General features: G+C 71.8%; 10 protein-coding genes. 5 read left to right on the top strand and 5 right to left on the bottom strand.

Translation table 11 applies throughout. From position 1 onward, the window contains the following. The first annotated feature begins 46 nt into the window (after positions 1-46). Positions 47-868, top strand: coding sequence for an SGNH/GDSL hydrolase family protein (locus Q8791_RS00050; protein WP_330089450.1), 822 nt, complete (start codon positions 47-49; stop codon positions 866-868). 252 nt (positions 869-1,120) lie between these two features. On the opposite strand, the gene Q8791_RS00045 is transcribed toward Q8791_RS00050, so the two are convergent. From Q8791_RS00045 to Q8791_RS00030, 4 genes are all read right to left on the bottom strand, one after another. Next, positions 1,121-1,492: a Fur family transcriptional regulator gene (locus Q8791_RS00045; RefSeq protein ID WP_330089449.1), complete on the bottom strand. Its 372-nt coding sequence runs from the start codon at positions 1,490-1,492 to the stop codon at positions 1,121-1,123. Continuing rightward, complete coding sequence (locus Q8791_RS00040; protein ID WP_330089448.1) at positions 1,489-2,391, bottom strand: metal ABC transporter permease; 903 nt, start codon at positions 2,389-2,391, stop codon at positions 1,489-1,491. The genes Q8791_RS00045 and Q8791_RS00040 overlap by 4 nt, the downstream gene beginning before the upstream one ends. Continuing rightward, on the bottom strand, positions 2,384-3,223 hold the full coding sequence (locus Q8791_RS00035; protein WP_330089447.1) for a metal ABC transporter ATP-binding protein: 840 nt from the start codon (positions 3,221-3,223) through the stop codon (positions 2,384-2,386). The genes Q8791_RS00040 and Q8791_RS00035 overlap by 8 nt, the downstream gene beginning before the upstream one ends. Positions 3,224-3,294: 71 nt before the next feature. After that, complete coding sequence (locus Q8791_RS00030) at positions 3,295-3,684, bottom strand: DUF6703 family protein (protein ID WP_330089446.1); 390 nt, start codon at positions 3,682-3,684, stop codon at positions 3,295-3,297. Positions 3,685-4,024: 340 nt separating this feature from the next. Between Q8791_RS00030 and Q8791_RS00025 the strand changes: the two genes are divergently transcribed. The 3 genes from Q8791_RS00025 (at position 4,025) to Q8791_RS00015 (ending at position 9,718) form a co-directional block, all read left to right on the top strand. Continuing rightward, positions 4,025-7,723 carry a CDP-glycerol glycerophosphotransferase family protein gene (locus tag Q8791_RS00025; RefSeq protein WP_330089445.1) on the top strand — a complete coding sequence of 1,233 codons (3,699 nt, stop codon included), beginning with the start codon at positions 4,025-4,027 and terminating at the stop codon, positions 7,721-7,723. Between the two features lie 130 nt (positions 7,724-7,853). Beyond that, entirely contained in the window at positions 7,854-8,150 is a 297-nt protein-coding gene (locus Q8791_RS00020) for an antibiotic biosynthesis monooxygenase family protein (RefSeq protein WP_330089444.1), read from the top strand. 179 nt (positions 8,151-8,329) lie between these two features. Beyond that, positions 8,330-9,718, top strand: coding sequence for a glycine--tRNA ligase (locus Q8791_RS00015; RefSeq protein WP_330089443.1), 1,389 nt, complete (start codon positions 8,330-8,332; stop codon positions 9,716-9,718). A 526-nt stretch (positions 9,719-10,244) separates the two neighbouring features. On the opposite strand, the gene trhA is transcribed toward Q8791_RS00015, so the two are convergent. After that, the gene (trhA, locus tag Q8791_RS00010; protein WP_330089776.1) at positions 10,245-10,922 is read right to left on the bottom strand and encodes a PAQR family membrane homeostasis protein TrhA; all 678 of its coding nucleotides are present in this window, start codon (positions 10,920-10,922) and stop codon (positions 10,245-10,247) included. A gap of 550 nt (positions 10,923-11,472) precedes the next feature. Here trhA and ppdK point away from each other — a divergent pair. After that, positions 11,473-14,169: a pyruvate, phosphate dikinase gene (ppdK, locus tag Q8791_RS00005; protein ID WP_330089442.1), complete on the top strand. Its 2,697-nt coding sequence runs from the start codon at positions 11,473-11,475 to the stop codon at positions 14,167-14,169. Positions 14,170-14,199 lie beyond the last annotated feature (30 nt).

Genomic DNA, 14,199 nt, shown 5'->3' with positions numbered 1-14,199 from the left:
ACCTACTGTCGCGTAACCACGGGGTGGAGTTGGATCATCGTGCACTATGAGTGGTTTTGGGACGAAGGATCTGACGAGCGGGGACATCCTGTCCTACGTAGCCCTCGGTGACAGCTTCACCGAGGGCATGAGCGACCCCTACCCGGACAGCGGCAGCGTGCCCAACGGCCGCTACCGGGGCTGGGCCGACCGGGTGGCGGAGCACCTCGCCGACCACGTCGACGAGGTGCGTTACGCCAACCTCGCCGTGCGCGGCAAGGTCATGCACCAGATCATCGACGAGCAGATACCCCGCGCCGTCGAACTCTCGCCCGACCTGATCACCCTGTGCGCGGGCGGCAACGACATCATCCGCCCCGGGACGGACCCCGACACGGTGGCCGCCACGTTCGCGGGCGCGATCGAGGAGCTGAGCCGGACCGGCGCGCGCATCGTCATCTTCACCGGTTTCGACACCAACTGGCAGCCGGTCATGCGCCACATGCGCGGCAAGGTCGCCACCTACAACATGCACCTGCGGGCCATCGCGGACCGCTACGGGTGCGACGTGGTGGACGTGTGGAGCATGCGGGTCCTCGACGACGCCCGCGCCTGGAACTGGGACCGCCTGCACCTGTCCCCGGAGGGCCACCGCCGCCTCGCCCTGCGCGTGTGCGAGGTCCTGGGCGTGCGAGCGGGCGGGGAGTGGAACGAGCCGTGGCCGCCCGCCGAGCCGCGCGACTGGCGGACCGCCCGTCAGGAGGACCTGCACTGGGCCCGCGAGTTCCTGGTGCCGTGGATCCACCGGCGGCTCACCGGCCGCTCCTCCGGTGACAACGTGAGCGCCAAGCGCCCCAGCCTGGAGCCCCTGCGCGCCCGTCGGGACTGACGGGCGCCACGGCCCCGCCCGTCGACGCGATCCGTCGGAGGGCACCGGGGCCGGCTCCCGGCCCGCGCCGGGGAGGCCCCGTGCGGCGGCCTCCCGGGGGCCGCCCCCCGGTGGCGCCGGTGGGGCGGTCTCCGCGCGGGCGGTGTCCGCACCATCGTGTGGGATCATCCGACACCACGGCCGGGGCGGAGCGGTCGGAGCGCACAGGAGGCCGGCACGGAGCCGGACGGCCGAGGCCGCCCGGAGTCCGGCTCAGGAGCAGCGGGCGCAGGTGCCGAAGACCTCGAGGGTGTGCGTCACACCGGTGAAGCCGTGCTTGGCGCCCATCTCGACCGCCCACTTCTCCACCGCGGGGCCCTCGATCTCCACGGCGGTCGAACACACCCGGCAGACCAGGTGGTGGTGGTGGCTCTCGGTGTCGCACGCCCGGTAGACGGCCTCGCCCTCGTCGGTCCGCAGGACGTCGACCTGACCGGAGTCGCTCAGCGCCTGCAACGCGCGGTAGACGGTGGTCAACCCGATCTTGGAGCCGTCGGCGCGCAGGTCGGCGTAGAGGTCCTGGGCGCTGCGGAAGCCGGAGGACTCGGTCAGCGCCTGGCGGACCGCGTCGCGTCGTGTACTCATGGTTTCACCCTCCCCCGATCAGTCTGGGGCATCGTATCGGCCGGATCGCCCATCCCGGGCTGGCGGGTCTCCGGTGTCCGCGCGCCGGAGGCGCGGCGCAGCACGCCGCCCACCGCCACCGCGACGCAGTAGACGGCGAGGGCCAGCAGGACGATCGTCGAGCCGGGCGAGAGGTCGGCGTAGAACGACGTGGTCAGCCCGCCCAGCGAGGACACCAGCCCGATCGCCACGGCCAGCAGCATGGTCACCCGGAAGCTCCTGGTCATCTGCTGCGCAGCGGCCACCGGGACGATCATCAGGGCGCTCACCATGAGCACCCCCACCACCCGCATCGCGATCACCACGGTCAGGGCGGCGGTCACCGCCAGCAGCACGCTCAGGAAGCGCACCGGGAGCCCGTGGGCCCGCGCCACCTCCTCGTCCTGGCACAGGACGAACAGTTCGCGGCCGAACACCGCGACCACGCCGACCACGCCCGCGGCGAGCACGCCGACGACCCACAGGTCGGCCTCCTCCACGGTGCTGACCGAGCCGAACAGGTAGGAGACCAGGGTGGCGTTGCTCGCCCCCGGGGTGAGGCCGATGAGCAGCACGCCGCCGGCGATGCCGCCGTAGAACAGCAGGGCCAGGGCCACGTCGCCGCTGGTGCGGGTGCGCACGCGCACGATCTCGATGAGAACGGCGCCCGCCGTCGCCACGACGGCGGCGGTGAGCACGGGGGAGGTGCTGGTGAGCAGGCCCAGCGCGACACCGGTCAGCGCCACGTGGCCGATGCCGTCGCCCAGCAGGGCGAGGCGGCGCTGGACGAGGTAGGTGCCGATGATCGGGGCGACGAGGCCGACCAGCACGGCGGCGATCAGGGCCCGCCGCATGAACTCGTACTGGAGCAGTTCAGTCACGGCCGGGGACCTCGAGTCGGATCAGGTTGGTGGGGGCGGTGTCGGAGGCCGCCCTCGCGGGGTCGTTGGGGTCGGGGTGGGGGTGCTGGTGCTCGTGGCCGGGGCGGGCGCACTCGCCCGTGGGCTCGGGCGCCAGGCCGTCGTGCGCGACGCGGCCCGACTCCAGGACCACGGCGCGCTCGATCACGTCCTCCAACGGGCCCAGCTCGTGCAGGACCAGCACCACGGTGGAGCCGCGGTCGCGCAGGCGGGCGATGGTGTCGGCGAGCGCGCGCTGGTTCTCGGCGTCCACGCCGGCCATGGGCTCGTCCATGACGAAGGTGTCGGGGCGCCCGGCGAGGGCGCGGGCGATGAGGACGCGCTGCTGCTGGCCGCCGGAGAGTTCGCGCACCGAGGAGCGGGCGCGGTCCGCCAGCCCGACGGTCTCCAGGGCCTCCTCGACCGCGGTCCGGTCGGCCCGGGTGGTGAGGGACAGGCGGCGGCGCGAGGCGACCTGGCCTGAGGCGACGATCTCGCGGACGGTGGCGGGGACGGCGCCCCCGGCGGTGAGCCGCTGGGGCACGTAGCCGATCCGGCGCCAGGCCCGGAAGCGCCGGAGCGGGGCGCCGTGCACGAGGACCTGCCCGGACGTGAGGGGGACGATGCCCAGCATCGCCCGCATCAGCGTCGACTTGCCGGAGCCGTTGGGGCCCAGGACCGCCATCGTCTGGCCGACGGGTATGTCGATGCTCACACCGTCGAGCACGCGTACGCCGTCGTAGGCGACACGGGCCTCGACGATGTGGAAGGCGGGCGGTACGTCGCTTCCGACGTCCGTGAACTGGGCAGACACCTACTCATTATGACGAAAACGAAAATGATTGTCAAAACGTGACAGGGATGTTGTCGAGGGCGGATCGGGGGTCAGAATCCCTGGGTCCGCGCCACGGCCAGGACCAGCACGACCCCCACCATGAGCACGCGCGGCACCTTCTGCTGCCCGGTCAGGGAGGGCCAGGTCAGGAACGCCAGCCACACGAAGAACGCCGCCACCAGGAGCAGGCAGGCCGCCCCCACGAAGCCGGGCGCCGCCAGGCCCGCGATGAACAGTGCGCCCAGCACCAGCGGCGCCAGCCAGCGAGGACGCTGGTGCAACCACACCAGCGGCACCGCGCTGCGCTCCTCCACCGACCGCCGCAGCCGCCCGGCGCCGCCAGTCCTCCCCGGGCCGGGGGCGGACGGGGCCCCCTCCCCGGGGAGGGGGAGGTCCCCGTCTCCACGCCGCTTCTCGTCACCGTGCTCAGGAGGGGCCATGCTGTCCGTATCCGCTTCTGGGTCGTGCCGCCGGGAGGGGGTCGGGGCCGTTCGCCGGGGTCACCCGCCCCGCGGCGGTGGGCGTCGGGTTCCCGGGCCTGTGATACTTGTGTGTCTGACCCTAGTGCAGGGCCCCGGCTCGCCGCCGGGCACCGGCGCGGCCTCATCCGCCGCACGTCTCCCCCGACCCGCGCGGCGCGCCGTCGTGCGGGGTCCGGCACACCGATGGTCATGCATCCCCTACGTTCAGTTGTTATTCGTCGTCTGAGAAACGCGGCCCGCGCCGACGGTTCCCGCGCGTTGCCCACGGCAACGAACCCTCCGGAGGGTGTCAACTTCCGTGCCCGAACCCACTGTCGTCGTGACGTTCGACGTCACCGAGCCACACCTACAGAACTGCCTCGACTCCCTGAGCCGCCAACACCGCGGCGACAGGGAAGGGGCCGCGGCCTCCGAGCCGCACACGGACATCGAGGTCGTCCTCGTCCCGATCCGCGCCGCGAACGGCGACCGCCCCCGCACCGCCGACGCCGGAGCCCCCACCGCCGACGCGGACACGGACGGCAACGGTGACGAGGACGCCGCGGAGGACCCCGACCCCGATGTCCCGGCCGAGGACGGCGAACAGGGAGACGAAGCCGTCGAGTCCGCCCGTGAGGACGGGCTCGCCACGGCCGCCGCGTTCGCCGCGTCCCCGCCGTCCGGCATCACCGCCGTCCTCCTGGGAGGCGAGCCCGCCCCCGACCGGCCGACCGCGCGCACACGCGGGGCCGAGGCGGCCGGCGGCACCCACCTGCTCTTCCTGGAGGGCTCCGACGCCCTCACCGGGTACGCCCTGTCCTACCTCGTGAAGAGCGCCGCCGACAGCCGATCCGACCTGGTCGTCGGTAACGTGTACAAGTTCAACGAGCTCGGGGCCTCCCCCTCCAGGGCCCACCGGCGCTACTGCGGCAAGCACCGCCTGGCCGAGGACCCCCGGAACGTCCCCGCCCTGGCCTCGGACTCCACACTCGGCAACAAGCTCTGGCGCAAGGGGTTCTGGGAGTCCCTGCCCGACCACGGGCTCCACCCCGAGGACGCCGACCTGGGCCTGCGCAGAGCCGCCCTCGCGGCCTCCGCCGTCGACGTGCTCCCCGGCCCCGTCCTGCTCATGCGCGAGCGCGAGCGCGTCCGGCTCCCGCTGGAGGAGGGGGTCCTCAACCGCCGCATCACCGCCATGGGCGACCTCGCGGCCAGCCTCACCACCGCCGACCGCGAGCTGTGGGACCGCACCCTCCTCAACGGGGAGCTCCACAACCTGGTCCTGCGCCTGGAGGACGCCGAGGACGACGTCCGCGAGACCGCGGTCGACCTCCTCAACGGCTACCTGGACCACGTCCCCGCGCAGCAGCTACGCGGCCTCAACGTCCTCGCGCGCCTCCTCTACCACCTGGTGCGCAAGCGGAGGGTGGCCGACGTCCTGGAGGCGGCCACCTTCGCCAAGAGCGTGGAGATCAAGAAGGCCACCGTCGTCAGGCGCGGCCTCGGCTACTACATCCGCTACCCCTTCTTCGAGTCCGAGGACCCGAACCGTGCCGTGCCCCGCGAGGTGTACCGGCTCGACGAGGACATCCGGGTCCGCCAGAAGACCGAGGAGATCCGCTGGGAGGACGGCCGCCTGCACATCAGCGGCAGAGTCGGCATCCGCCACCTCCGGGCCCGCAGGCGCTGGCAGCAGCACGTGGTCGCGTTCGCCGTCAACACCGCCGACCACCGCCGCGTGCGCGTGCCCGTCCGCACCCGGCTCGCCGCCGAGTACAAGCTCCCCGACGTCATCGACGCCGCCCGCCACGACTACGGCGGCTTCAGCGTCATCCTCGACCCGCGCAAGCTGCGCTCCTCCGGAAACTGGGAGCCCGGGGACTGGAAGATCGAGCTGGTCGTCCTCAACCGCGGCATCACCCGGCGCAAGTACCTCTCCAGCCCGGCCTCCGGGCCGCCCGAGCGCCCCGGCTACCACCAGGTCGACGAGGACGTGTGGGTCCGTCCGCACTGGAACAAGGACCGGCAGCTGGTCGTGGGGGTCGAACAGGCCCGCGCCCGGATCACCTCCCACCGCTTCGACGCCCGCACCGGCGACCTGGACCTGGAGGGCGAGCTGCTGTCCGCGCCCGCCGCCGAGGCCACCGAGCTGCGCCTGACACGGCGGCCGGGGACCGCGGTGCTCACCCTCCCGGTCTCCGTGCACGCGGGCCGCTTCAGCGCCCGGGTGCGCGCCGACGAGCTCTTCGACCGCAGCGTCAGCGAGTGCGGCGGCGTGATCCGCCAGGAGGAGTGGGACGTCCACCTGGTCACCCCCGACCGGCAGGCCGTCCCCCTGGTCATGCCCGAGGAGGTCGCCACCACCGCCTACGCGACCGAGGACACCCTCCAGGAGCTGGTCGTGCAGCGCGGCGCCACCGGCTACCTGAGGCTGCGCGCCGGCCATGCCCGGCCCTCCGTCGACGGGGCCCGCTGGGAGGGGCGCGCCCTCCTCCTGGAGGGGGAGTTCCCCGCCGACGCCGACCTGCGCCTGGTCGTCAAGGCGCGGGGGCGCGACGAGGAGCACGGGCTGCGGGTGGAGCGCTCCGGGAAGCGGTTCGAGGCCAGGCTCTCCCCGGCGGACATCCCCACCCTGTCCGGCGACCTGTCCCTGCCCGCGGGCACCTACCAGCTGTGGGGGCGGGTGCGGGGCGCGGCGGAGGGAGTCGAGACCGGCGCCACGGACGTGGGCGTGGAGTTCTCCGACACGCTCATCACGGGCCTGCCGCTGGAGATGCAGACCAGCGAGCGCTCCTACAAGCTCTCCTACCAGGGGCGCGGCATCCCCGTCCTCCAGGTCGGCAGCGACCTGCGCCCCGTCGAGCGCGGCAGCTTCGCCCAGCGCGAGCTGCGGGAGACGTACTACCCGGCCGAGCGGGAGAAGCCGGTCACCGACGGCATCCTGTTCGACACCTACACCGGGCGCCAGTACTCCGACAGCCCGCAGAGCATCTACGCGGAGCTGCGCGGCCGCGAGCGGTGGGCGGACTACCCCATGTCGTGGCTGGCGGCCGACGGCCAGGTGCGCCTGCCCGACGACCTCTCGCCCGTCCGGCACCGGGGCCGGGAGTACTACGAGGCGCTGGCCCGCACGCGCTACCTGGTGACCAACTCGCGCCAGCCCACCTGGTTCCACCGGCACCCCGAGCAGGTCGTCGTGCAGACCTGGCACGGCTCGATGCTCAAGCGCATCGGCTTCGACGTCGAGAACATCCGGGGCAAGTCCCGCGACTACTTCGACAAGCTCGCCTGGGAGACCCGGCAGTGGGACTACCTGGTCTCGCCGAGCCCGTGGGCGACGCCGATCCTGCGCAGCGCCTTCCGCTTCGACGGCGAGGTCCTGGAGACCGGCTACCCGCGCAACGACATCTTCTTCTCGCCCGACCGCGAGGCGATCGCGGAGCGCACCCGCCGCCGCCTCGGCCTGCCCGAGGGCAAGAAGGTGGTGCTGTACGCGCCGACCTGGCGTGACGACAAGTACTACACGCGCGGCAAGCACAAGCTCGACCTGCACCTGGACCTGCGCCGGATGTACGAGAAGCTCGGCGATGACCACGTGCTGCTGGTGCGCCGCCACCCCCGGGTGGTCGACAGCGTGCCGATCGTGGGAGAGGGGTTCGTCCACGACGTGTCCCTCTACCCGGAGATCATGGAGCTGTTCCTGGTCACCGACGTGCTCATCACGGACTACTCCTCCATGATGTTCGACTTCGCCAACACCGGCCGGCCGATGCTGTTCTTCACGTACGACCTGGAGGGCTACCGGGACAACCTGCGCGGGTTCTACTTCGACTTCGAGGAGACCGCGCCGGGCCCGCTGCTGACCGAGTCCGACGACGTCATCGGAGCCCTCCTGGACATCGACGAGGTGGCGCGCCGGGCCGAGCCGTCCTACAGGTCGTTCGTCGACCGGTTCTGCCCGCTCGACGACGGCCGCGCCGCGGCGCGCGTCGTGGACCGGGTCTTCGGCGAGGGCTGACCCGGGGGAGCGGTGACAGCGACCCGGAGCCCCGGCGGCCGAACGGCCGCCGGGGCTCCCGCGTGACTCCGGGCGGCGGACCCCCGTCCGCGGCAGCACGGGCGCTCCCCGGGTGGGACACAATGGTGCGGTGATCGTCATCACCCGCTACTCCGTGCCCGAGGCCGACCTCGACGCCTTCCGCGCCGACGCCGACGCCGCCGTCCAGGCGCTCTCCCGCCGCCCCGGTTTCCGTGGTCACCGCATCGGCCGTGCCGCGGACGACCCCGCCCTGTGGACCGTGGTCACCGAGTGGGACGGCGCCGGCTTCTACCGCCGGGCGCTCTCCGACTTCGACGTCAAGGTCAACGCCGTCCCGCTGCTGTCCCGCGCCATCGACGAACCGAGCGCGTACGAGATCGTCGCGGGGGGCGGCGCCCCCGCCTGAGGCGGCGGCCCCCGTACGGAAGCGAATACCGTGTGCGAGGGCTTGTCCGGTGCTCTAGCCTGGGTGGACGCGGACGTCCGACGGTGCCACTCCCTGGTTTCGGCGCACGTACCGCTTCCCACACGACGATGTATCGCGAACCGCGATCCACCGACTGCCAGCCGGATGGAGAGTCACCCATGGCCGCCAAGTCAGAGGCAATGGACGCACTGGTCAACCTCGCCAAGCGCCGAGGTCTGGTCTACCCCTCCAGTGAGATCTACGGAGGTCTGCGCGCCGCCTGGGACTACGGCCCCCTCGGCGTTGAGCTGAAGAACAACGTCAAGCGCCAGTGGTGGCGCTCGATGGTCCAGGAGCGCGAGGACATCGTCGGCCTGGACTCCAGCGTCATCCTGGCCCGCGAGGTCTGGGAGGCCTCCGGCCACGTGTCGACGTTCGTCGACCCGCTCACCGAGTGCCAGTCCTGCCACAAGCGCTTCCGCGCGGACCACCTCGTCGAGGCCTACGAGGAGAAGCACGGCCACGAGCCCGCCGACGGCCTCGCCGCCATCGCCTGCCCCAACTGCGGCGCCAAGGCCTCCTTCACCGAGCCCCGCATGTTCAACGGCCTCCTGCGCACCTACCTGGGCCCGGTCCAGGACGAGAAGGGCCTGGCGTACCTGCGCCCGGAGACCGCCCAGGGCATCTTCATCAACTACAAGAACGTCGAGCAGAGCGCCCGCCGCAAGGTTCCCTTCGGCATCGGCCAGATCGGCAAGTCGTTCCGCAACGAGATCACCCCCGGCAACTTCATCTTCCGGACCCGCGAGTTCGAGCAGATGGAGATGGAGTTCTTCGTCAAGCCCGGCACCGACGCGGACTGGCACCAGTACTGGATCGACACCCGTTTCCAGTGGTACGTCGACCTGGGCATCGCCGAGGACAACCTGCGCCTGTTCGAGCACCCGAAGGAGAAGCTCTCCCACTACTCCACCCGCACGGTGGACGTGGAGTACCGCTTCAACTTCGTGGGCAGCGAGTGGGGCGAGCTGGAGGGCATCGCCAACCGGACCGACTTCGACCTGAAGACGCACGCCGAGTCGTCCGGTGTCGACCTGTCGTACTTCGACCAGGAGAGCAACGAGCGCTACATCCCCTACGTCATCGAGCCCGCGGCCGGTGTCGACCGGGCGGTGCTCACGTTCATGCTGGACGCGTACAACGTGGACGAGGCGCCCAACGCCAAGGGCAAGCTGGAGAAGCGCGCCGTCATGCGCCTGGACCCGCGCCTGTCCCCGGTCAAGGCCGCGGTCCTGCCGCTGTCGCGCAACGCCGACCTGTCGCCGAAGGCCCGCGACCTGGCCGCCGCCCTGCGCAAGCGCTGGAACGTGGAGTTCGACGACGCCGGCGCGATCGGCCGCCGCTACCGCCGCCAGGACGAGATCGGCACCCCGTTCTGCGTCACGGTGGACTTCGACACCCTGGAGGACAACGCGGTGACCGTGCGCGAGCGCGACACCATGTCCCAGGAGCGGGTGTCCCTGGACAGGGTGGAGACCTACCTGTTCGAGCGCCTGCCCGGCTGCTGACCGCTGCGAGCCTGCGGGTGCGTGTTTCCGTGAGGGGCGCGCCGGGTTCTGCAGGAGGAGCTGAGCCGTGAGCGAGGGACGAGCGGCAGGCGAGGGCGACGACGAAGAGTCCGGCTCTTCGCGCGCCGAGCCCCGCTGCGAGCCTGCGAGCACGTGAAAACACTGACGCCCGCCTCCCTCTGGGGAGGCGGGCGTCAGTGTTCGTACAGGTCCTGGAGAGCAGCGAGACGGCCGGACCCGGGGGGATGTGGTCTCCGGCCGCCTCTTCGGTTCCTCCGGCCGCACACGGCCGGGGGCGCCGGTTCTCAACGTAGCGTCAGACCACCGGGGATAAAGGCGTGTTTCGCCCCGGTTGTCCTACCGCGTGAGCGAATCGTGACGTGGATGGGGTCCGACCGACGCGCATGCGCTCCGGCGGGCGCCGGTCCACCCTCCGGTGGTCCGGTCCGGTCCGCCCGCCCGAGCGGGCCCGCGGCAGGGGGTGGTCCGGTGCGTGGCGCCGCCCCGGCCGTGCCGTCCTGGAGCGTCAGGCGGAGGTGTACACGACGAAGGACACCGCGATGTAGTGGCAGACGAACGCCGCGATGGTCAGCGAGTGGAAGATCTCGTGGAAGCCGAACCAGCGCGGTGCCGGGTTGGGCCGCTTGAGCCCGTAGACGACCGCTCCGATGCTGTACAGCAGCCCGCCGACCAGGATGAGGATCCACGTCGCCGGGTGGGTGCCGTGCACCAGGTCGGGGATGAACAGCACCGCCACCCAGCCGATGGCCAGGTACAGGGCGGTGGACAGCCAGCGCGGGGCGTTGAGCCACAGCAGCTTGAAGCCGACCCCGGCGATGGCCCCGCCCCAGACCAGCGCCAGCATCGCCGTGCGCAGGGTCCCGTCGAGGACCAGGACGATGAACGGCGTGTAGGTGCCCGCGATGATCAGGTAGATGTTCGAGTGGTCCATGCGCCGCAGGACCTTCTGTGCGCGCGGCGACCACCGGCCCACGTGGTAGACGGCCGAGGTGCTGAACAGCATCACCGAGCTGAGCGCGTACACGGCGCTGGCCAGCAGTGCGGGCACGGTGGGGGAGAGCGCGACCAGGACGATGCCCGCCGCCAGGGCGATCGGCGCGGTTCCCAGGTGCAGCCAGCCGCGCAGTCTGGGCTTGACCGCCTCCAGTAGCTCTCCGGCCGCCGCGACGGCCCTCTCGGGCATGGACGCGTCCCCCTGCGGGTTCCCGCCGCCCGCCTCGGGCCGGGCGTCCGCTCCGTCCGGTCCGGCGCCGCCGGTCCTCGCGTACCCGGTGCTCCGCGCCTGTTCCTCCGACACGTTGTTCCCCTCCGTCCCGCGGTCCGCGCCGCTGCGGGCCTCTTCCACAGCCTAACTTACGGCTGCGTAGGTTACTGATTGGTAATCCTGTGTCGCGCGGCACAGGGGCCTCCGGCGTGGGGCTTCTCGTGGGATTGGTCGCGGGCGCCCCAGGGGTGGTGGGCGCGGGGGGCGAAACGGGTTAGTCTGCGATCGTATCCCCGTGACCAGCGGCGTCGTGTGCGCCGGGACCCCCTCCCTCTGACCTGGGAGGACGGAATCGCTGTACCCGGACTGAACCATTGGTATAGACCTCTTCAATGTCCTTGACCTGCGGAGTTGTCGACAAATGGTGGTTCATGAAGGGGTGATGATGCGGAGGGTGGGTAGAGTCGCGCCCATCCGGGCACAGGCGCCGGCCCACCGCGGAGCCGTCGAGAATCGAGGGAGAACCCCCGTGGCCAAGTACGTCTACACGTTCACCGAGGGCAACAAGGACCTGAAGGATCTCCTCGGCGGCAAGGGGGCCAACCTCGCCGAGATGACCAACCTCGGCCTCCCGGTTCCCCCCGGCTTCACGATCACCACCGAGGCGTGCCGCCACTACCTCTCCCGCGGCAGCGTCCCCGCCGGCCTGGACGACGAGGTCGAGGCGAACCTCGCCGAACTGGAGGCGACCATGGGACGCCGCCTCGGCCAGGCCGACGACCCGCTCCTGGTGAGCGTGCGCTCGGGCGCGCGGTTCTCCATGCCCGGCATGATGGAGACCGTCCTCAACATCGGCCTCAACGACGAGTCCGTCGTCGGCCTCGCCGCGCAGGGCGGGGACGAGCGCTTCGCCTGGGACTCCTACCGCCGCCTCGTCCAGATGTTCGGCAAGACCGTCCAGGGCATCGACGGCGAGCTCTTCGAGGAGGCCGTCGAGGAGGTCAAGGCCGCCAAGGGCGTCACCGACGACCTGGACCTCGACGCCGCCGACTTCCGCGGGCTGGTCGACCGCTTCAAGGCCGTCGTGCTGGAGCAGACGGGGCAGCCCTTCCCCGCCGACCCCCGCGAGCAGATGACCCTCGCCGTCAACGCGGTTTTCGACTCCTGGAACGCCCCCCGCGCGGTCCTCTACCGCCGCCAGGAGCGCATCCCCGCCGACCTCGGCACCGCCGTCAACATCTGCGCCATGGTCTTCGGCAACCTCGGCATGGACTCCGGCACGGGCGTCGCCTTCACCCGCGACCCCGCCTCCGGCCAGCCGGGCGTCTACGGCGACTACCTCCAGAACGCCCAGGGGGAGGACGTGGTGGCGGGCATCCGCAACACCGTGCCCCTCGCGGACCTGGAGAAGGTCGACGCCCGCAGCCACGGCGAGCTGATGGGCATCATGGACACCCTGGAGAACCACTACCGCGACCTGTGCGACATCGAGTTCACGATCGAGCGCGGCAAGCTGTGGATGCTCCAGACCCGGGTCGGCAAGCGCACCGCCGCCGCCGCGTTCCGCATCGCGGACCAGCTGGTCGACCAGGGCATGATCACCCTGGACGAGGCCGTGCAGCGCGTCACCGGGGACCAGCTCGCCCAGCTGATGTTCCCCCGCTTCGACGAGGGCGCCGTCGCCGGAGCCGGCATCCGCCGCATCGGCCGCGGCATGAACGCCTCCCCCGGCGCCGCCGTGGGCAAGGCCGTCTTCGACTCCTACACCGCCGTCAAGTGGTCGCGCAGCGGCGAGAAGGTGATCCTGTGCCGCCGGGAGACCAACCCCGACGACCTGGAGGGCATGATCGCCGCCGAGGGCATCCTCACCAGCCGCGGCGGCAAGACCTCCCACGCCGCCGTCGTCGCCCGGGGCATGGGCAAGACCTGTGTCTGCGGCGCGGAGGAGATCGACGTGGACACCAAGAACCGGCGCCTGACCGCGCCCGGCGGCGAGGTGGTCGAGGAGGGCGACGTCATCTCCATCGACGGCACCAGCGGCGAGGTGTACCTCGGCGAGGTGCCCGTCGTGGACTCGCCCGTCGTGCGCTACTTCGAGGGCGAGATCGACCCCGCCTCCGACCGGGCCGACGACCTCGTGCGCTCCGTCGACCGGCTCATGCACTACGTCGACGCCGCCCGCCGCATGCGGGTGCGCGCCAACGCGGACACCGCCGAGGACGCCGCCCGCGCGCGCCGCATGGGCGCCCAGGGAATCGGCCTGTGCCGGACCGAGCACATGTTCCTCGGCGACCGCCGCCAGCTGGTGGAGCGGCTCATCCTCGCCGACACCGAGGACGAGCAGCGCGACGCGCTCGCGGAGCTGCTGCCCCTCCAGCGCGAGGACTTCGGCGGCATCCTGGAGGCCATGGACGGGCTGCCCGTGACGGTGCGGCTGCTGGACCCGCCGCTGCACGAGTTCCTGCCGGACATCACCGAGCTCTCGGTGCGCGTCGCGGTCGCCGAGGCGCGCGGCGAGAGCCACGAGAACGACCTGCGGGTGCTCCAGGCGGTGCACAGGCTGCACGAGCAGAACCCGATGCTGGGCCTGCGCGGAGTGCGCCTGGGCCTGGTCGTCCCCGGCCTGTTCTCCATGCAGGTGCGCGCCATCGCCGAGGCAGCGGTCGACCGGGTCGCCGGGGGTGGCCGTCCCTGCCCCGAGATCATGATCCCGCTGGTCGGCACGGTGCAGGAGCTGGAGATCATCCGCGACGACGCACTGCGGGTGCTGCGCGAGGTGGAGCGTGAGCACGGAGTCGAGCTCGACTTCCCGATCGGCACGATGATCGAGCTGCCGCGGGCGGCGCTGACCGCCGGTGAGATCGCGGAGAACGCCGAGTTCTTCTCGTTCGGCACCAACGACCTCACCCAGACCGTGTGGGGCTTCTCCCGTGACGACGTCGAGGCCTCCTTCTTCTCCGCCTACCTGGAGAAGGGCGTGTTCGGGGTGTCGCCGTTCGAGTCCCTGGACGTGGACGGCGTGGGCCGCCTGATCCGCATCGCGGTGGAGGAGGGCCGCGCGGCCCGGCCCGACATCAAGCTCGGCGTGTGCGGCGAGCACGGCGGCGACCCCGCCTCGGTGCACTTCTTCCACCAGGTGGGCCTGGACTACGTGTCCTGCTCCCCGTTCCGGGTGCCCGTCGCACGCCTGGAGGCCGGGCGCGCCGCGGGGCGCCCCGCGGTCTGACACCGGTGCCGGACGCGGCCTGTGACGGAC

It is taken from the genome of Nocardiopsis codii (assembly GCF_036327455.1).
Taxonomy (GTDB): domain Bacteria; phylum Actinomycetota; class Actinomycetes; order Streptosporangiales; family Streptosporangiaceae; genus Nocardiopsis; species Nocardiopsis codii.
Note: the sequence above shows the minus strand (reverse complement) of the source record. Positions and strands in the feature narration are given on the sequence as shown.

Bases quoted from the DNA above. Each gene is read 5' to 3' on its own strand.
- Q8791_RS00050 (WP_330089450.1), top strand. From the start codon at position 47: ATGAGTGGTTTTGGGACGAAGGATCTGACGAGCGGGGACATCCTGTCC.
- Q8791_RS00045 (WP_330089449.1), bottom strand. From the start codon at position 1,492: ATGAGTACACGACGCGACGCGGTCCGCCAGGCGCTGACCGAGTCCTCC.
- Q8791_RS00030 (WP_330089446.1), bottom strand. From the start codon at position 3,684: ATGGCCCCTCCTGAGCACGGTGACGAGAAGCGGCGTGGAGACGGGGAC.
- Q8791_RS00015 (WP_330089443.1), top strand. From the start codon at position 8,330: ATGGCCGCCAAGTCAGAGGCAATGGACGCACTGGTCAACCTCGCCAAG.
- trhA (WP_330089776.1), bottom strand. From the start codon at position 10,922: ATGCCCGAGAGGGCCGTCGCGGCGGCCGGAGAGCTACTGGAGGCGGTC.